The organism is Allobosea sp. Tri-44, from assembly GCF_004123845.1.
GTDB lineage: Bacteria > Pseudomonadota > Alphaproteobacteria > Rhizobiales > Beijerinckiaceae > Allobosea.
This window is the reverse complement of sequence record NZ_NBDP01000042.1, coordinates 299,864-317,190: the sequence shown is the minus strand read 5'-3', so window position 1 is coordinate 317,190 and position 17,327 is coordinate 299,864. Positions and strand designations below refer to the sequence as shown.

Annotated in this window: 15 protein-coding genes and 1 pseudogene; 5 read left to right on the top strand and 11 right to left on the bottom strand. The window is 67.2% G+C overall.

The annotated features are described in order from the left end of the window. Positions 1 to 258: 258 nt before the first annotated feature. The 5 genes and pseudogenes from B6S44_RS30150 to B6S44_RS24815 form a co-directional block, all read right to left on the bottom strand. Positions 259 to 1,208, bottom strand: a pseudogene (locus tag B6S44_RS30150) (PLP-dependent cysteine synthase family protein). A 32-nt stretch (positions 1,209 to 1,240) separates the two neighbouring features. Continuing rightward, the gene (locus tag B6S44_RS24830) at positions 1,241 to 1,540 is read right to left on the bottom strand and encodes an AzlD family protein (RefSeq protein WP_129159548.1); all 300 of its coding nucleotides are present in this window, start codon (positions 1,538 to 1,540) and stop codon (positions 1,241 to 1,243) included. Further along, positions 1,537 to 2,247: an AzlC family ABC transporter permease gene (locus B6S44_RS24825; RefSeq protein WP_129159547.1), complete on the bottom strand. Its 711-nt coding sequence runs from the start codon at positions 2,245 to 2,247 to the stop codon at positions 1,537 to 1,539. Before B6S44_RS24825 ends, B6S44_RS24830 begins: the two co-directional genes overlap by 4 nt. A 17-nt stretch (positions 2,248 to 2,264) precedes the next feature. After that, on the bottom strand, positions 2,265 to 3,128 hold the full coding sequence (locus B6S44_RS24820) for an AraC family transcriptional regulator (protein ID WP_129159546.1): 864 nt from the start codon (positions 3,126 to 3,128) through the stop codon (positions 2,265 to 2,267). Between the two features lie 85 nt (positions 3,129 to 3,213). Beyond that, positions 3,214 to 4,428: an MFS transporter gene (locus B6S44_RS24815; protein WP_129159545.1), complete on the bottom strand. Its 1,215-nt coding sequence runs from the start codon at positions 4,426 to 4,428 to the stop codon at positions 3,214 to 3,216. Positions 4,429 to 4,500: 72 nt separating this feature from the next. Between B6S44_RS24815 and B6S44_RS24810 the strand changes: the two genes are divergently transcribed. Together B6S44_RS24810 and pepT are read left to right on the top strand one after the other, a co-directional pair. Beyond that, the gene (locus B6S44_RS24810) at positions 4,501 to 5,529 is read left to right on the top strand and encodes an AraC family transcriptional regulator (protein ID WP_129159544.1); all 1,029 of its coding nucleotides are present in this window, start codon (positions 4,501 to 4,503) and stop codon (positions 5,527 to 5,529) included. A 25-nt stretch (positions 5,530 to 5,554) separates the two neighbouring features. Further along, entirely contained in the window at positions 5,555 to 6,784 is a 1,230-nt protein-coding gene (gene pepT, locus B6S44_RS24805; RefSeq protein WP_129159543.1) for a peptidase T, read from the top strand. 239 nt (positions 6,785 to 7,023) lie between these two features. On the opposite strand, the gene ligA is transcribed toward pepT, so the two are convergent. After that, positions 7,024 to 9,174 carry an NAD-dependent DNA ligase LigA gene (gene ligA / locus B6S44_RS24800; protein ID WP_129159542.1) on the bottom strand — a complete coding sequence of 717 codons (2,151 nt, stop codon included), beginning with the start codon at positions 9,172 to 9,174 and terminating at the stop codon, positions 7,024 to 7,026. 22 nt (positions 9,175 to 9,196) lie between these two features. On the opposite strand from ligA, the gene B6S44_RS24795 reads away from it, so the two are divergent. Further along, positions 9,197 to 9,454 carry a hypothetical protein gene (locus tag B6S44_RS24795; protein ID WP_129159541.1) on the top strand — a complete coding sequence of 86 codons (258 nt, stop codon included), beginning with the start codon at positions 9,197 to 9,199 and terminating at the stop codon, positions 9,452 to 9,454. A 180-nt stretch (positions 9,455 to 9,634) separates the two neighbouring features. Beyond that, positions 9,635 to 10,444 (top strand): DUF2189 domain-containing protein, encoded by an 810-nt coding sequence (locus tag B6S44_RS24790; RefSeq protein ID WP_129159540.1) that lies wholly within the window; start codon positions 9,635 to 9,637, stop codon positions 10,442 to 10,444. A gap of 127 nt (positions 10,445 to 10,571) precedes the next feature. Here the strand turns inward: B6S44_RS24790 and B6S44_RS24785 are convergent, their stop codons facing one another. Genes B6S44_RS24785 through B6S44_RS24775 form a run of 3 tightly spaced genes read right to left on the bottom strand, consistent with a single transcriptional unit; the run spans position 10,572 to position 13,520 of the window. Continuing rightward, complete coding sequence (locus B6S44_RS24785; RefSeq protein ID WP_129159539.1) at positions 10,572 to 11,375, bottom strand: carbohydrate ABC transporter permease; 804 nt, start codon at positions 11,373 to 11,375, stop codon at positions 10,572 to 10,574. Next, positions 11,372 to 12,241, bottom strand: a complete 870-nt coding sequence (locus tag B6S44_RS24780; protein ID WP_129159538.1) for a carbohydrate ABC transporter permease — start codon at positions 12,239 to 12,241, stop codon at positions 11,372 to 11,374. The genes B6S44_RS24785 and B6S44_RS24780 overlap by 4 nt, the downstream gene beginning before the upstream one ends. A 52-nt stretch (positions 12,242 to 12,293) precedes the next feature. Beyond that, positions 12,294 to 13,520: an extracellular solute-binding protein gene (locus B6S44_RS24775; protein ID WP_129159537.1), complete on the bottom strand. Its 1,227-nt coding sequence runs from the start codon at positions 13,518 to 13,520 to the stop codon at positions 12,294 to 12,296. Between the two features lie 112 nt (positions 13,521 to 13,632). On the opposite strand from B6S44_RS24775, the gene B6S44_RS29480 reads away from it, so the two are divergent. Further along, positions 13,633 to 13,782, top strand: a complete 150-nt coding sequence (locus tag B6S44_RS29480; protein ID WP_164985933.1) for a hypothetical protein — start codon at positions 13,633 to 13,635, stop codon at positions 13,780 to 13,782. Between the two features lie 60 nt (positions 13,783 to 13,842). Here the strand turns inward: B6S44_RS29480 and B6S44_RS24770 are convergent, their stop codons facing one another. Continuing rightward, positions 13,843 to 15,933: a DEAD/DEAH box helicase gene (locus B6S44_RS24770; protein ID WP_129159536.1), complete on the bottom strand. Its 2,091-nt coding sequence runs from the start codon at positions 15,931 to 15,933 to the stop codon at positions 13,843 to 13,845. Between the two features lie 236 nt (positions 15,934 to 16,169). Continuing rightward, positions 16,170 to 17,261, bottom strand: a complete 1,092-nt coding sequence (locus tag B6S44_RS24765; RefSeq protein ID WP_129159535.1) for a Cj0069 family protein — start codon at positions 17,259 to 17,261, stop codon at positions 16,170 to 16,172. Between the last annotated feature and the right edge of the window lie 66 nt (positions 17,262 to 17,327).

Genomic DNA, 17,327 nt, shown 5'->3' with positions numbered 1-17,327 from the left:
GGGTCGATGGATCGGCAGGCGAAGACCCTGGCTCACCCACGGGCTTGCTGTCCCTGAGGGTCGTCGGTCTTCCGCCTGCCACCGCACCCGCCAGTGTAGCAGATGAGGCAAAATCAGAGTTACAAGGTGTTCGGGAGCGGAATCGTTGGCTTGAACCCGGCCGCGCGGTCAGCGCTCGCGGCACTGGTCCAACGGCCTACACCTCACCCTGCCCTCTCCTTACAGGAGAGGGTTCCCCGCGCTCTTCCTTGCAGCCTGTTACCCCCACAGATCAGTCGACAGGTACTTCAACCCGGAGTCGCAGATGATAACGGCCACCGTCTTGCCGGCCCCAGTTCCAGCCAGAAGCCGAAGCGCCGCCGCGACATTCGCCCCAGCCGAAAACCCACCGAAGATCCCCTCGAACCGCGCCAGCAGCCGCGTCGTCTCACGCGCCTCATCGCCGGTGACCTGCAGATAGCCGTCGACCGGCACGTCCTTGAGGAAGGCGAGATCGGCCATCGCATAGCCGCCGCCCTGGATCGGGTGATCCGGCCTTGAGACCGTCTCGCCCGCCGCGGCGGCGGCGCCGGCCGGCTCAACCACATAACAGTGGACCGCCGGGCTGCGCTCCTTCAGCGCCTTGGTCACGCCGGCATAGCTGCCGCCCGAGCCGATGAAATCGACGAACGCGTCGATCGTCCCGCCGCTCTGCTCCCAGAGCTCCGTCCGGTCGTGCGGTAATGCGCCCGCCAGTTGCCGTCGCGGTGGAACTGGTCGGCGCGGAAGGCGCCGCGCTCCTGCGTGATCCGCTTGGCTTCGCCGTCGACGAGTGCGAGATCGCCGCCCGAAACCTGGCCCGGCACCGAGCCCGGCAGCTGGTCGACCAGCACCACTTCCGCGCCGAGCGCCCGCATCATCCGGGCGCGCTCCTCAGAATTGCCTTTCGACATCACGGCGATGAAGGGATAGCCCCTGATGCCACAGACGATTGCGAGCCCGGTGCCCATATTGCCGGAAGTGAGCTCGACCACGGTCTGACCGGGCTTCAATGTGCCGGCGCGCTCCGCCTCCTCGATGATGCCGAGCGCGGCCCGATCCTTCTTCGAGAAGCCAGGATTGAGGTAGTCGAGCTTGGCGAGGATGGTGCCGCTGACGCCGAGATGCCGCGTCAAGCGATCGAGGCGCACGAGCGGCGTGCCGCCGATTGCATCGACGATAGAGTCCATCACAGGGCGCATGCGTTCTCTCCCGGCCAGCCTCAGGCCACCATGCGCAAGGCAACCACGGTCGCGACGCCGACGGCAACCACGCCGAGCAGCGGCAGCCGCGTCGCGGCGAGGCCGCAGACCAAGGCTGCGACCGTTTCCGGCCAACCGGTCGCGAGCGCGCTCGGCGCGATCACCGCGATCAGCACGGCGGGCGGGATCGCGTCGAAGGCAGCCTGCGCCCGGGCTGAGAGATTGAGTCGGCCGACGAGGGCCAGGCCCGCGATGCGGGTGAGATAGGTCACCAGCGCCATGCCGAGGAAGGCGGCGAGATTGATCGGGTCGAGGGTCATTCGGCCGGGCTTTCGACGGGTTTCTCGGCGAGGTCACCAGCGGCGATCCAGGCGGCGGCGAGGCCACAGAGCGCGCCCGCCAGCACATGCCAGGGCGGCCCGGCGAGCTTGTAGGCCAGCGCCGAGGCGATACCGGCCGCAGCTACCGTCCAGGCGGTGACGCGGCCCTTCCAGAACGCGGCGGTCAGCGCGATGAACAACGCGGTGAAGGCGAAGTCGGCGCCATAGCGCTTGGGGTCGCCGAGCGCGGCGCCGATGATCGCGCCCGTCGTCGAGGTGGTCAGCCAGCCAAGCACGAACGGCACGATCATGGCGAACCAATAGGCGGGCGTGACCGGATGGGTGCGCGCCCGCTTTTCGGCCAGCGCCCAGTTCTCGTCCGCCATGTAGTAGAGCCCGCCGAAGGTCTGCGCCGTCGAGAAGCCCTTGAGCTTCGGCGCGATCGAGGCGCTCATCAGGATGTGGCGGGCATTGATCAGTGCGGTCGAGAACACCAGCGCGACGATCGGTGCCGGGCTGGCCCAGAGCTCGACCGCGGCGAACTGCGCCCCGCCGGCGAAGACCAGCACGCTCATCAGGAAGACTTCGAGCGGCGACAGCCCCTTGCCGGCCGCAAGTGCACCGAAAAGCAGGCCGATCGGCACGGCAGCCAGCGCTGCCGGCCAGATGTCGTTGAGCCCTGCACGGGCTTCGTCTTTCCAGGACATGGAATTTCCTGATGTCGTCAGCCGTGATGGGCGGCGCGGAAGACGCCCGGCGTCACGCCGAGCCTCGCCTTGAAGGCGCGGGTCAGATGCGCCTGGTCGCAGAACCCGGTGGCGGCCGCGACCGCGCCGGGGGATTCGCCACGCCGCAGCCGCTCGCGGGCGCGGCGGACGCGGACATCGACGAGATAGGCATGCGGCGTCAGCCCGGTTTCGCGTCGGAAGGCCCGGATCAGGTGATGCCGCGGCAGGCCCGAGCGCTGGGTGAGGTCCGCCAGCGACAGGTCCTCGTCATAGCGCTGCTCGAGCAATTCCCTGGCCTGCGAGATCGGCCCGTGCTCGCGCCCGATCTCGCGCACGGAGAGATCGGCATGGCGCGACAGGCACCAGCCATAGGCGCGCAGCAGACCTTCCTCGCCGGCAAGCGCATCGCCGCCCTCCTCCAGCGCGCGATGCGCTTTCGAGAACAGGGCCGAACCTTCCGGATCCTGCACGGTCGGTTCGGGGAAGAAGGGCGTGCCGATGGTCTGGTCGCCGGTGAGCGAGATCGCGACCTCACGCATCAGCTCGATCGTCGGATAGGTCATCCGGTAGCGATAGCCGCCCTCGCTCGGCGCGCCGTCATGAACGTCGAGCGGGTGGTTGAAGACGAGGTCGCCGGTGCGGGCAAAGAGCTTGCGGCCGCGGGCATGCCAGAGCTCGCAGCCCTCCAGGATCGTGCCGACTGCATAGGTCTCATGGGCATGCGGCGAATAGGTATGGGTCGAGAATTTCGCCGACAGGCATTCCAGCCCGGAGAAACGCGCGGCCGTGAACAGGCGGGCATGCTCCCCCGTCTGGAGCGGCATCTCCAGCAATGCGTCGCCTTGGCTGATCAGATCCATGGCGCAAGATAGAGCGGAACCGCGCCTTGATGTCTTGAAGAAAAGTGATGGCGACGATCACGCGACCGTCGCCATTTTATCGATCTCAGGGACGCGGCGGCTCCTTGCCGGCGACCAGCACCAGCAGGGCTCCGGCGAGCGTCGCCACCGCCATGTAGCCGATCGGGCCGAGGCCGCCGACATGGTTGACCAGCAGCCCACCGAGCACCGCGCCGCTGGCGATCGCGACCAGGAAGGCCGCCGTTACAAGTCCGCTCGCCGATTCGGCATGGTCGGCCGCGACGCGAACCATCCAGGTCTGGAAGCCGACGGGCGCGAAGCCGAAGGCGAAGCCCCAGAACGCGACCGCGATCCCCGCCACGATCGGCGAAGCGCCGAACTGGATCATGACCAGCGCCAGCAGGCCGATTGCCAGCGCGAAGGAGACGATCGCAAGCTTGACGCCGCGCCCCGCGACGGCGCCGCCGGCGAAATTGCCGATGACATTGCCGAGGCCATATCCGAGCAGCACCACGGTGATCGCCGCGACGCCGAGTTGAGGCGCATGCTCGAGGAAGGGCCGGATATAGGTGAAGCCGGTGAACTGTCCGGAGATGATGACGAGGACCGAGATCAGCATCAGCCGAATGCTCGGGCGCGAGAGCAGGACACCCAGCGTGCCCAGCCGCGGCGCAGTCTGCGGCGGCAGGGCCGGCATCGTCACCAGCAGCGCCAGCAACGCGACGCCGGCAAGCCCGGCCGACAGCCCGAACACCATGCGCCAGCCGATCAGCGCGTCGAGATAGGCTCCGAGCGGCCCGCCGCCGATGAAGGCGGCCGAAACGCCGGCCGAGATGAGCGCCAGCGCCCGCGGCACGGACTGCGCCGGGACGAGCCGCAGCGTCAGCGCCGGCGCCATCGACCAGAAGCCGCCGAGGGCGATGCCGAGCAGGAAGCGCGCCGCGAGCAGCATGGTGAAGCCATTGGCCATGGCCGTGACCAGGCTCGACACCGCCAGGAGCGACAGCAGCGTCCAGAGTACCAGGCGCCGGTCGAACCGGCTGGTGAGGATCGGCGTGAAGATGGCGGCGGCGACGCCGACCAGCGAGGTCACCGTGACGGTCTGCCCCGCGGCGCCGACGCTGATCGAGAGATCGGCGGCGATCGAGGTCAGGACGCTGGCGGGCAGGAATTCGGCGCTGACCAGCGCGAACACACCCATGGCGAGCGCGAACACCGCCGGCCAGGCGGCGTCTGTGCGTTCTGCGGGCACGATACCGACAAGCTCGGCATCGGCTGTGGCTGACAAGGAATCCGACATAGGTCGCTCCAGGAAGATCGGACACCGGAGTTAGGCGTGACCCTCTGGAGCTTCCATGCTAGAAAACCCGGCATGCTTGACCAATCGTCCAGAAGATCGGCGCCGGACCCGCTGTCGGAGATGCTTCGCGGCCTGAGGCTCGAAGGCGTCGACTATGCCCGCTACCAGATGACCACGCCCTGGTGCCTGCTGTTTCCGGCTCAATCGGCCGCACGTTTCCACTTCATGGCCGAGCAGGGTTGCTGGCTGCGCACACCCGAGGGCGAGTGGGTCCGGCTCGAACAGGGCGATGCCGTGCTGATGCCGCGTGGCGTCGAGCATGCGCTCGCCAGCGAGCCCGGCATCTCGGCGACGCCTAACGGGCACTGTGCCTTCCAGCACTGTTGCGGCGAGATCGCCGAGGCGCGCGGCGGTGGCGCAGGAGGGGGCGACGGCGAGGCGACATTGTTCTTCAGCGCCAGCCTCTGCTTCAACGTCGACGCGCAGCATCCGATGCTGCGGATGATGCCGGAGCTGATGTGGGTGCACGAGATGGCGGTGCACGAACCCGCCATCCCGGCGCTGCTGACCACCATGGCCTGCGAGCTTGCCCTCGACCGCGTCGGCGCCGGCGGCATCCTGACCCGCCTCGCCGACGTCGTCGCTGCCGCCCTGATCAGGTCCTGGGTCGAGCGTGGCTGCGGCACGGCTACCGGCTGGGTCGCCGCCGCCCGCGACCCTGATATCGGTCGCGTGCTTGCCGCGATCCATCTCAATCCGAGCGAGGACTGGACGGTCGATGCCCTCGCCAAGGTGATGCATGCCTCGCGCTCCGCCTTCGCCGAGCGCTTTGCCAGTGTCGTCGGCGAAACGCCCGCCCGCTATGTCGCGCAGGTCCAGATGCACCAGGCCAGGCAATGGCTGGAGCGCGACCGGATGCGGATCTCGGCGGTGGCGCGCCGCCTCGGCTATGATTCCGAAGCCTCGTTCAGCCGTGCCTTCAAGCGGGTGATCGGCAAATCGCCGAGCCATTTCCGCAATGCCGAGCCGCCGACACGCGCGACCCGGCCGATCGACGCCTCCCCTGCCAATAGGACTGCAGAGCGAGCCGTTGACCGCTGACCACCATGCACACGACAGGACAATCATGAGCATCCGCCAGCAGCTGATCGAGCGCTTCTTCCGCTATGTCTCGATCGCCAGCCAGAGCGATATCAGGGCGACGACGCTGCCGAGCACGCCGGGTCAGCAACAGCTCGCCGAACTGCTGGCTGGCGAGTTGCGCGCGCTCGGCCTCGACGACGTCGTCATCGACGATCGCGCCACCGTCACGGCGCTGAAGCGCGGCACAGTGGCGGGCGCCCCGCCGATCGGCTTCATCGCCCATCTCGACACCTTCGATGCCGGGCTTTCGCCCGAGATCCGCCCGCAGCTGCTGCGTTTCGAGGGCGAGGACCTTTGCCTCAACCGCGAGCAAGACATCTGGCTGCGTGTGGCCGAGCATCCGCAATTGCGCAACTGGCAGGGCGCCGAGATCATCGCCAGCGACGGGACCAGCGTGCTCGGTGCCGACAACAAGGCGGCGATCACGGTGATCATGACGCTCCTCGCCACTCTCGGCCCGCAGGATCGGCACGGCGACATCGTCGTCGCCTTCGTTCCGGACGAGGAGATCGGCCTGCGCGGCGCCAAGGTGCTCGATCTCTCCCGCTTCCCTTGCGATTTCGCCTACACGATCGACTGCTGCGAGCTCGGCGAAGTCGTGATCGAGAACTTCAATGCCGCGAGCGCCGAGATCACCCTCACCGGCGTCAGCACCCATCCGATGTCGGCCAAGGGCGTGCTGGTGAACCCGGTGCTGATGGCCCAAGACTTCATTGGCCGCTTCGACCGCTCACATACGCCGGAGAACACCGAAGGCCGCGAAGGCTATGTCTGGTTCAACACCATCACCGCCAATGCCAGCGAGGCCAGGCTCGGGGCGCTGATCCGCGACTTCGACAAGCAGAGCTTCGAAGCACGCAAGCGCCGGCTCATTGAGGTCACCGCCGAGCTCGCCGCGCTCTATCCGACCGGCCGCGTCGAGTGCCAGGTGAGCGACACCTATGGCAACATCCATGACAGCCTCGGCGACGACCACCGCCCGGTCGAACTGCTCTTCGGCGCGCTTGAGACGCTGCAGATCAGGAAGAAGCAGATTCCGATGCGCGGCGGCACCGACGGCGCAGCGCTCTCGGCCCGCGGCCTACCAACGCCGAACTTCTTCACCGGCGCCTATAATTTCCACTCGCGCTACGAGTTCCTGCCGGTGCCGGCTTTCGAGAAGTCCTACGAGGTGGCGCGGATGATCTGCACGCTGGCGGCGGAGCAAAGGTAAAAGTGGCTCCGGTAGCCAAGGGCTTTCGCTGGGCTAAAGCAGCCCGAACAAGCGCGGGAACCCCTCTCCCGGATGGGAGAGGGGTAGGGGTGAGGGACCGCCGCTGATTGTTAGGACGAGCGGCCTCCGCTACGCCTTCTGCGAATAGGGCAGGCCCTCATCCCTGCCCTTCTCCCACACGGGAGAAGGGTTCCCCGCGCGCTTCATTTTGCAATGAGGTAATCTCGGCTGCGGTGAGCCTACCCGCCCACCAGCTCGAACCAGCCGGCCTCGTCGATCACCTTGACGCCGTGCTTGGCGGCATCCTTGAGCTTCGAGCCGGCGCCCGGCCCCGCCACCAGCAGATCGGTCTTCGACGAAACCGAGCCGGCGACCTTGGCGCCGAGCCGTTCGGCCATCGCCTTGGCTTCGTCGCGGGTCATGCGTTCGAGCGCGCCGGTGAAGACGACGATCTGGCCGGCGACAGGACTGGACGAGGCCACTGCCTCCAATGGCTGCGGCGTCACCTCTACCAGCAGCCGGGCGAGCATCTGCTGGTTGTGCTCCTCGGCAAAGAACTGCAGCAGCGCCTCGACCACTGTCGGGCCGACGCCGTCGATCGCGTCGAGCGCCGCGCGCTCCTCGCTCTCCGGGTTCTCGGCAGCAAGACAGGCGGCCTGCAGAGCATCGAACGAGCCGTAATGGCGCGCCAGCAGCCTGGCATTGGTCTCGCCGATATGGCGGATGCCGAGCCCGAAGATGAAGCGGTTGAGCGGTGGTGCGCGCCGATCGTCGATCGCCTCGAACAGCTTCTTGGTGCTGGTCGCGCCAAAACCTTCCTTGTCCTTGAGCTTCTTGAGGTTCGCCCCGTCGCGCTCAGCCAGCGTGAAGATGTCGGCCGGCTGCTTCACCGGCAGATCGGGATCCGCATGGAAGAACTCGATCTGCTTGTCGCCGAGCCCATCGATGTCGAGCGCGTCGCGCGAAACGAAATGCTTCAGCCGCTCGACCGCCTGCGCCGCGCAGATCAGCCCACCGGTGCAGCGGCGCACCGCATCCTCCTTGCCCGAGCGCGGATTGTGCTCGCGCACCGCGTCCGAGCCGCAGACGGGACACCTCGTCGGGAAAACATAGGGCTGCGCGTCCGCCGGCCTTTTGGCGAGATCGACCGCCTCGACGCGCGGGATCACGTCGCCGGCGCGCTTCACCGTCACCGTGTCGCCGATGCGGATGTCGCTGCCGTCGCGGATCGGCAGGCCCTTCGAATCGAAGCCGCGGATATAGTCCTCGTTATGCAGCGTCGCATTGGTGACGACGACGCCGCCGACGGTCACAGGCTTCAGACGCGCGACCGGCGAGAGCGCCCCGGTGCGGCCGACCTGGATGTCGATCGCCTCCAGCACGGTCGTCGCCAGCTCGGCCGGGAACTTGTGCGCAATCGCCCAGCGCGGGGCGCGCGCGACGAAGCCGAGCCTAGCCTGCAGCGCGAGTTCATCGACCTTGTAGACCACGCCGTCGATGTCATAGCCGAGCGTGGCACGCTGCACCTCGATCGACCGGTAATGCGCCAAGAGTTCCTCGACGGTTTCGCAGCGCGCCATCAGCGGGTTGGTCTTGAAGCCCCAGCGCGCGAAGGCCTCGACCACGCCGAACTGCGTCGGCGCCGGCAATTCCGGCATCTCGCCCCAGGCATAGGCGAAAAAGCGCAAGGGCCGGCTTGCGGTGATCGAGACGTCGAGCTGGCGCAGCGAGCCCGCCGCCGCGTTGCGCGGATTGGCGAACTCGCGCTCCTCCTTCTCGCGCTGGCGCTGGTTGATCCCCGCGAAATCGGCATGGCCGAGATAGATCTCGCCGCGTACCTCGGCGACATCAGGCACGTCCTTGCCTTTCAGCCGGTGCGGAATCTCGGAGATGGTGCGGGCGTTGGCAGTGACATCCTCACCCTCCTCGCCATCGCCGCGCGTCGCGGCACTGACCAGTTCGCCCTTCTTGTAGCGCAACGACAGCGAGAGCCCGTCGATCTTCGGCTCGGCGGTGAAGGCGATCGGCTGGTCGTCCTTGCGGCCGAGGAAGGTCCTGACCCTCGTCACAAAGTCGGCGATGTCCTCGTCGGCAAAGGCATTGTTGAGCGAGAGCATCGGCACGCGATGCCGGATCTTGGCGAATTTGCCCGATGGCTTGGCGCCGACCTTGTCGGAGAGCGCCTCAGTCCCCTTGAGCTCGGGGAAGGCGTTTTCCAGCGCAGTGAGTCGGCGGAACTTCGCGTCGAAGGTCGCGTCGTCCATGATCGGCGCGCTGTCGCTGTGATAGGCGGCATTCGCGGCAGCAATCTCGGGCCCGAGCAATTCATGCTCGGCGCGCGCATCCTCGGGCGTCAGATCTTCGACGGGGGTGGGAACAGTGTCGGCCATGGCGCAGTTTTAGAGGCTGTCAGTGACCATGGACAAGGCTTGGGCGTCGGCGATTTTGTCCGAGTGCCAGGAGTTCGTGCGGCCAAGCCTTCCGGCTTGGCCGTGGCGAGCGACGCCGCAATCGGGCAAAAGCGCCACGCCGCTGCGCGGTGAGGTGAAACCGGCCGACTGCGGCGTCGCATCGCTTGCCGATACCAGCGGTATCGGCGGCGCAACGCTCCTGGCATTCGGACGGTTTGACCTCACCCAAGCCTTGTCCATGGTCACTGACAGCCTCTGAGTTCAGGGGAAGTTTCCTGCGAAGCTCCTGTTTCACGATTTGGCTACGCCGATTTGTGGCAGGAGCGCGTCGGGTGTAGGCTTCTCCCGCTGACAATGGATGCTCGACGCCTCGCAGGTCTTGACCGGAGGATTGCGTCAGGACCGCCAAGGCGAACCGGGCCGAACCGGGAAGAACGCCATGGCCGATACCCATATCCATCATCCCCAGATGGCGGCGAACGATGCTGCGCCCACCGACGCCCTGCCCGTCAGCGAGATCGGCATCGCCGACATCAAGGATGCTCTGAGGCAGGGCTATTCCGACTTCATGGCCCAGCCGAGCCATCTGCTCTTCATCGCCCTGATCTATCCGATCGCAGGGATTCTGCTCGCCCGGCTGACGGTGAGCTACAACATCTTCCCGCTGCTGTTCCCGCTGGCCTCGGGCTTCGCCCTGCTCGGCCCCTTCGCCGCGATCGGCCTCTACGAGATCAGCCGCCGCCGCGAGCTCGGCATGGACACGTCCTGGAAGCACGCGCTCGACGTGCTGCATTCGCCCGGCATCGGCCAGATCGCACTGCTCGGCGCGCTCCTGACCGGCGCCTTCCTCACCTGGCTGTTCAGCGCCTGGATCATCTATCGCTGGCTGATGGGCGACGTGCCGCTGGATTCCTTCGAGAGCTTCGCCACGCCATTGCTGACCACGGTGAACGGCTGGACGCTGATCATCCTCGGCAACGCGCTCGGCCTGCTCTTCGCGATCGTCGTCTTCTCGATAACCGTGGTTTCCTTCCCGCTGATGCTCGACCGGCACGTCGACATGGCAACGGCAGTCCGCACCTCGGTCGCGGCCGTCGAGAAGAACCCGCGGGTGATGATGTATTGGGGCCTGACGATCACGGCGCTTCTGGTGCTCGGCAGCCTGCCGGTGCTCGTCGGCCTGATCATCGTGATGCCGGTGCTCGGCCATGCCAGCTGGCACTTCTATCGCAAGGTCGTGCCGCAGTAGGCGCTGGCGTCATGCTCGGGCTTGACCCGAGCATCTCAGGCCGAATGAGGCGCTCATAGGGGCGCCTTATCGTCACGAGATTCTCGGGTCTCCGCTTCGCTTCGCCCGAGAATGACGCCTTCTTCCCTCAATGCTGATCCACAGACACCTCGCGCGTCAGCCCGCGCCTGACCAGCCCGACCGCGAGCAGCACCGGCAGCGAGGCGATCAGCCCCATCGCCGAGAGCTTGCCCCATAGCGTCTCGTCCTCGTTGATCAGCGTCGCGATGAAGGCCGGCAGGGTGAATTTCGACGGCGTCTGGATGAAGAGCAGCGCGAACAGGAACTCGTTCCAGCTCATGATCGCAACGAAGACCGCGGTCGCGACCAGCCCCGGCATCAGCAGCGGCACGACGATCTGGAGCAGCCGCTTCACGAAGCCGGCGCCGTCGAGCATCGCCGCCTCCTCGAATGAATAGGGCACGTCTCGCACGAAACCGAGCAGCATCCAGATCGCGAAGGGCAGAGCCAGGATCTGGTTGGCGAGGATCAGGCCGAGATGGGTGTCGAGCAGCCCGAGCGCCCGCAGCACCTGATAGAGCGGGATGGCGAGCGCGATCGGCGGCGCCAGCTTGATCACCAGCACGAAGCCGAGGAAGACGATGTCGAAGCGCTTGGGCAGCTCGAAGCGCGCCAGCGCATAGGCGGCCGGCAGGCCGGCCAATAGCGAGAGCGCGACCGTGCCCAGCGCCACCACGACACTGTTGAGCCCGAGCCGCCACATCCCGCTGTCGAGCAGCACGCGGTAATGCGCCAGCGTCGGATCCTGCGGCCAGAGCGCGATCGAGGTCGAGACGTATTCGGCCGGCGGCTTGAGCGAGGTCGCGACCATCCAGAGCAGCGGGATCAGCGAGAGCGCACAGAGCGCAAAGGCGGCGACGATCCGGATCATCGGCCCGCTCCCCGCAGCAGCGAGGCCGCATAGACCACGGCGAGCAGCCCAGCGACGACGATCATCACCACGGCGGCGGCCGAAGCCAGCCCGATATCAAAGAAGCGGAAACCCTGACGGTAGACGAACATCGAGACCGTCTCTGTCGCCTGCCCCGGCCCGCCGCCGGTCATGGCGTAGACCTTGTCGAACAGCTTGAAGCTGTCGACCGAACGCAGCAGCGCCGCGACGAAGAGATAGGGCGCGAGCAGCGGCAGCGTCATGTCGCGGAAGCGCCGCCACGGCCCGGCGCCGTCGACGCGGGCGGCCTCGTAGACGTCCTGCGGGATCAGCCGCAGCCCGGCGAAAATGATCAGGAAGGCGAAGGGCGCGGTCTGCCAGAGATCGACCAGCACGATCGACCAGAGCGCGAGATTGGGATCGAACAGCCAGGGCACGCCCGGCAGGCCGACGGCGCGCAGCAGGTTGTTGAGAAAGCCGAGGTCGAAGTGGAACCAGGCCCGCCAGATCGCGGTGACGACCATGGTCGAGAGCACGAAGGGCGCGAGCAGCAGCGTCATCACCAGCGTACGGCCGGGAAAGGCGCGATTGAGTAGCAGAGCCAGCCCCAGGCCCGCCGCGACCTCGAGCACGGTCGCAACCACGGTGAACACGACGGTGTTGGTCACCGCCTGCCGGAAGAAGCGGCTGTCCCAGAGCTCCTGGAAATTCTCGAGCCCGACGAACTTGGCGTTCTCGAAACCATAATCGGTCGCGAACAGCGAGAGCGCCAGCGTCCGCCCGAGCGGATAGAGCGTCAGCCCGGCGAAGATCAGGAGCGCCGGCGTGAGCAGGAGCCAGGGCAGCAGGCGGCGTGAGGCGGTCATTACGTCCAGACGGAAAGCGGGCCGCCTCGGTGCGAGGCGGCCCGTGTGACGATCAGCGCGACAGGGCGCGGGCGATCTGGGCGTTGGCTTCGGTCAGCGCCTGCTTTGGCTGCAGCTGGCCGATCAGGGCGAGCTGGAGGTAGTCGCCCAAAATGGTCTCGACGCGGGCCCACTGGCTGATGCGCGGACGGGCTTGCGCGACGTTCAGGGCCTCGAGCTGCGCCGGATACCAGCGATACTTGGCGACGAGGTCCTTGTCGTTGAACAGCGCGGTGAGCGTCGGCGGGTTGCCGGTCTCGAACGCGATCAGCTTCTGGTTCTCCGCGCTGGTGACGAAGCGGATGAAGTCGGCGGCGCGCGCCTTGTTCGGCGAGTCGGCCGGGATGGCGAGCAGCCAGGCGCCCAGCATCGGCGCGGGACCCTTGACCTCGCCCGGCGAGGCGACGACCTCGACCTGGCCGGCGACCTTGGACGCGCTGCCGTCGAGCGTGCCGGCCCAGGACGACCACATCTCGACTGCGATCGCGGCGCGGCCCTGCTGGATCGCATCGCGCAGTTCGGTGGCGTTGTAGGTCTCGACGCCCTTCGGCGCGAGCGCCTTGAACGACAGGAACTGGGTCAGCGCCTTCTCGGCCTCAGGCGTATCGAGCACGGCCTTGCCGTCGGCGCTCACGACGTCGCCGCCATGCGCCCACAGCACCGGCAGGAAGGAGGTGACGATCGGGTTGCCCTTGATGCCGCGGAAGACGAGGCCGGAGATGCCCTGCTCCTTGTCCTGGATCACCTGCGCCGCCTTGACGACGTCGCTCCAGGTCTTGGGCCGCTCGAAGCCGTGCTTGGCGAGCAGGTCCTTGCGATAGGCGAACATGGCGATGTTGCCGACGAAGGGCGCGGCATAGAGCTTGCCGTCGTGGCGCGAGACGTCCATCGCCGACTTGACGAACTCGCCCGGCAGACCGCCGACCGTGCCGAGATCGGTGAGCCAGCCGCGCGCCATGAACTCCGGCGCCCAGATGTCGTCGAGCATCGCGACGTCGGTCGCCGCCGTCTTCTCGCGCGCGCCGACGGCGAGGCGCTCATAGAGCGGGCCGCCGCCGAGCTCGAGCCGCTCGATCTTCACGCTCGGATTCTTGGCCTGGTAGAGCTCGACCATCTTGGCCAGCGCCGGAGCGAAGCCGGCATCGCGCCCGGCGATCACCAGCCGGTCCTGCGCGGCGGCGGGCAAGGCGAGCCCGGCCAACATCAACATGGCGCCGAGCGCCTTACCCATCGTCCTCATAGCGATCCCCCGTCCGGGTCTCTGCCCGGCCGGGCATTGTGGGAGCGGATGGCTGGCGAGTGCAACAGCTATGCGACGGTTCCGGAACAATCCCGCGCGGCGCGGCGTTCGAATGGTGCTGCGGCGCTGCCGCACCGATCATCAGCCGTTGCGATGCGACGGCAACGCAACCGGAGGGGGCTCCGCCATGAACAACATTATCTACATCGTCGGCCTGATCGTCGTCGTCCTCGCGATCCTGTCATTCCTCGGCCTGCGCTGATCCGCAGAGGGGCATGCGCGATATCCCCTCTCCCGCAAGGGGAGAAGGGAATGCCCGGCCTCAGCGATCGTCGCGACGCGGCTTCTTGCTGGCGAAAGGCTTCTTGCCAGTAAAAGGCTTCTTCGCACCGAAAGGCTTTTTCTCGCCGAAGCTCTTGCCCGCAGGCCGTGCGTCGCCGGAAGCCGGCCGCTCGCCGCCATGCGGAGCGCCGAAAGGCTTCTTGCCGCCCTTGAACTTGCCGGCGAACGGCTTGGCGCCGGGCTCGTTCTTCTTGTCGAAGGGCCGCTCGGGCCGCAGGATCGCGGTCTCCTCATAGGCCGGCTCGCGGTCGCGCCGCGCCGGATCATAAGGCTTGGCGCCGAACGGCTTGCCCTTGCCTTCATAGGGTTTGCGCGCCGGGGCGGACGAACGCTCGTCGCGCTGCTCGCGGGCCGGATAGGGCGCGCGCGGCGCATGGCTCGCCTTCTCGGCGAAGGGCTTGGCCGGGCGGCGCTCCTCTTCGCCGGTCACCGGCTCGATGATGATCTTGTCGCGGTCGACAGCCTTGGCGAGTTGCGCGAAGCGCTCCGCGACCTCGGCATCGATCTCGACCTTGGTCTCCTTGTCGAAGATGCGGATCGCGCCGACCTCGTCGCGCGTGATCTTGCCGCGCCGGCACAGCATCGGCAGGAGCTGACGCGGATCGGCGCCATCCTTGCGGCCGATATTGAGGCGGAACCAGACGGTATCGCCACGCGGACCCGACCTCTCGCGGCGTTCCGGCCGCTCGGCGCCACCATGCTCGCGCGGCCTTGCATAGTCCTCGGCGCTGCGCACGGGGCGGCGTTCGTCACGACCGAAGTTGGGATCGCCGACCTCCTCGGACGCCGGCAGGCGCGAACGATAGACACGCACGAGCGCCGCCGCGATCTCCTCCGTCGAGCGCCCCGCGAGCAGGGCTGCGACCATCGGCGCATCGTCCTCGCTCGCCTCGCCGGAGAGCAGGGGATCGCTCAACAGGCGCTGCTCGTCGAGGGCGCGGATCTCGTCCTGCGTCGGCGGGCCGGCCCAGCTCACCTCGATCTTGGCCTCGGAGATCAGCATCTCGGCCTTGCGCCGGCGCGAGGCCGGAACCAGCAGCACGCTCGTGCCCTTGTTGCCGGCGCGCCCGGTACGGCCCGAGCGATGCTGCATCACCTCGGGATCGTTCGGCAGCTCGGCATGGATGACCAGCGTCAGGCCCGGCAGGTCGATGCCGCGCGCCGCGACGTCGGTCGCGACGCAGACGCGTGCCCTTCCGTCGCGCAAAGCCTGCAGCGCAGAATTGCGCTCGCTCTGGCTGAGCTCGCCCGAGAGCGCCACGGCCGAGAACCCGCGCTCCAGCAGGATCGCCTCGAGATGACGCACGGCGTTGCGGGTATTGCAGAACACCAGCGCGGTCGGCGAATCGTGGAAGCGCAGCAGGTTGACGACCGCGAGTTCGGCCTCCTTCGGGAAGACGCGGATGGCGCGGTACTCGATATCGGCATGGCCGCGCTCGCCGCCAGCGACCTCGATGCGCAGGGCATCGCGCTGATAGCTGCGCGCCAGGGCGATGATCGCCTTCGGCAGTGTCGCCGAGAACAAAAGGCTGCGGCGCTCTGCCGGCGCGGACTTCAGGATGAATTCGAGATCGTCGCGAAAGCCGAGATCGAGCATCTCGTCGGCCTCGTCGAGGACGACCGCCCGCAGGCCCGAAACGTCGAGGCGGCGGCGTTCGATATGGTCGCGCAGACGGCCGGGTGTGCCGACGACGATGTGGGCGCCCTCGTCGAGCAGGGCCGCTTCGCGGCGCGGGTCCATGCCGCCGACGCAGGAGATCACGCGGGCATTGGTCTGCTTGTAGAGCCAGCTGAGCTCGCGCTGGACCTGAAGGGCGAGCTCGCGCGTCGGCGCAACGATCAGCGCCAGCGGCCGTTCGGCCCGCGGCAGGGCTTCGGCCTCGCCGAGCAGGTCGGCGCCGATGGCGAGCCCGTAGGCCACGGTCTTGCCCGAGCCGGTCTGCGACGAGACCAGGAGATCGCGGCCGGCGGCGGCTTCTTCCAGCACGGCGGCCTGGACCGGCGTCGGCTCATTGTAATTGCGGTCGGCGAGCGCACGCGCGAGCGGCGCACTCGTGGAAATGAAGGACATTGATGTCAGGCCTTAGGTTGCAACCGGCGGGCTGGCGGCATGCAGATCGAGGGGCGGCGCCGGATGCGGCGCGCAGTTGCTGCCGCACATAGAGGAAATCGCCGGAAAAGGGAATGCATCATCGGCCCACCCCGTATGCGGCAGTGGAGGCCGGCCATGCCGCCCGGTTCATTGTCGGCTCGTTGCAGGCTCCACCAGCTCCGCTTTCCGGCAATATTGTCTAGGGCGCGAACGCATTAACGCTCAACTACAGTCTGCGCCGCCGCTAGGTCCGGCTTCGACTTCAGCCGATCGACAACGCGCTGCGCGATCTCCTCCGCTACCTCGTCCGGAATCGGAAACACCGAACTGACGTTGATCTCGCCAAGCACGTAGTTGTCGGTCCCATCAACGCCGCGCCCGCCAAGCATGAAGTCCGCATCCCAGATCATCGGCAGGTCGCGCCGCGCGAGGTCCAGCGAAGACATCAATTGCGGTGTCCATTCGTCTTCCATCAACCGCCGCAAGCGCTGGAAGCGTGGATCGGCTTTCGAGGTGTAAAGCCGCGCTCCGGCCGTGGCGCGCGCGGCCGGAGCTTCAATGAGCGCCTTGACCTTCTGGTGGCCAAAGCCGGCACAGCGATCGCCCGCCATGTAGCAGCGCACCACGCCTTCGCTCAGACGCTTCTGGAACGGTTGATCGATGACGCAACCATCCTCGAAATACGCCGCACACCTCTTCAGAAATTCTTCCAGGGGCGTCTCCTCCGGTTCGGCCTTGGTGGCGTCCAGGACCCGCACGCTCGGGCGGCCATCTGTGGTCGCGAGCACCTCGACCTTCCAAACGCCTTGGCCGCCATTGCCCCGATTGCGCTTGATCACGCGCGCACCAGCGGCAAGCCTCGCCGGCAACTCGGCGCGCATGGCATCGACCGTTCGATAGAGAGCCGTATCACAGCCCCAGCTCATCGTGCGGGTACGATGAAGCACCTCCTTGGTGCCCATCTTGAGAACCACGTCGGGATGGGCGCTCACCCAGATGCCGCGCTCCGCGACTTCGCGAAGGAGTGCGTCGAGCTTGGCGCGGTTGCGCCCGTCGTGAAGCGGATTGACCCAGACAAGCACGCCATCGAGCCGGGCGAGCTGTGACCGCACGGCGTCGAGAACATCGTCCTCGTAAACCACCGGCTCCGCATCGACGCCGAGATTGGCAAGCGCCGCGAAAACATCCTTGAACCGGCTGGCTTGTAGAGTGGCGCCGCGGCGTTCGGTTTCGTCACCGCGCCAGAGGATAGCGATACGGCCGAGGCGAGCTGTACACCTGGATACAGAAAACGGCTCCGCGCTCATCATCGTGCTCCGTCCGCATGATCATGCAGATCGCGAGCAGGACTTGGACGGGAACCGTCTTTGCGA

What these genes read in the sequence shown, in the direction of transcription:
- B6S44_RS24775 (WP_129159537.1), bottom strand. Translation starts at nt 13,520, where the DNA reads ATGAGGACGATGGGTAAGGCGCTCGGCGCCATGTTGATGTTGGCCGGG.
- ligA (WP_129159542.1), bottom strand. Translation starts at nt 9,174, where the DNA reads ATGGCCGACACTGTTCCCACCCCCGTCGAAGATCTGACGCCCGAGGAT.
- B6S44_RS24765 (WP_129159535.1), bottom strand. Translation starts at nt 17,261, where the DNA reads ATGAGCGCGGAGCCGTTTTCTGTATCCAGGTGTACAGCTCGCCTCGGC.
- B6S44_RS24810 (WP_129159544.1), top strand. Translation starts at nt 4,501, where the DNA reads ATGCTTGACCAATCGTCCAGAAGATCGGCGCCGGACCCGCTGTCGGAG.
- B6S44_RS24780 (WP_129159538.1), bottom strand. Translation starts at nt 12,241, where the DNA reads ATGACCGCCTCACGCCGCCTGCTGCCCTGGCTCCTGCTCACGCCGGCG.
- B6S44_RS24815 (WP_129159545.1), bottom strand. Translation starts at nt 4,428, where the DNA reads ATGTCGGATTCCTTGTCAGCCACAGCCGATGCCGAGCTTGTCGGTATC.
- B6S44_RS24770 (WP_129159536.1), bottom strand. Translation starts at nt 15,933, where the DNA reads ATGTCCTTCATTTCCACGAGTGCGCCGCTCGCGCGTGCGCTCGCCGAC.
- B6S44_RS24830 (WP_129159548.1), bottom strand. Translation starts at nt 1,540, where the DNA reads ATGACCCTCGACCCGATCAATCTCGCCGCCTTCCTCGGCATGGCGCTG.
- pepT (WP_129159543.1), top strand. Translation starts at nt 5,555, where the DNA reads ATGAGCATCCGCCAGCAGCTGATCGAGCGCTTCTTCCGCTATGTCTCG.
- B6S44_RS29480 (WP_164985933.1), top strand. Translation starts at nt 13,633, where the DNA reads ATGGTGCTGCGGCGCTGCCGCACCGATCATCAGCCGTTGCGATGCGAC.
- B6S44_RS24785 (WP_129159539.1), bottom strand. Translation starts at nt 11,375, where the DNA reads ATGATCCGGATCGTCGCCGCCTTTGCGCTCTGTGCGCTCTCGCTGATC.
- B6S44_RS24825 (WP_129159547.1), bottom strand. Translation starts at nt 2,247, where the DNA reads ATGTCCTGGAAAGACGAAGCCCGTGCAGGGCTCAACGACATCTGGCCG.
- B6S44_RS24820 (WP_129159546.1), bottom strand. Translation starts at nt 3,128, where the DNA reads ATGGATCTGATCAGCCAAGGCGACGCATTGCTGGAGATGCCGCTCCAG.
- B6S44_RS24790 (WP_129159540.1), top strand. Translation starts at nt 9,635, where the DNA reads ATGGCCGATACCCATATCCATCATCCCCAGATGGCGGCGAACGATGCT.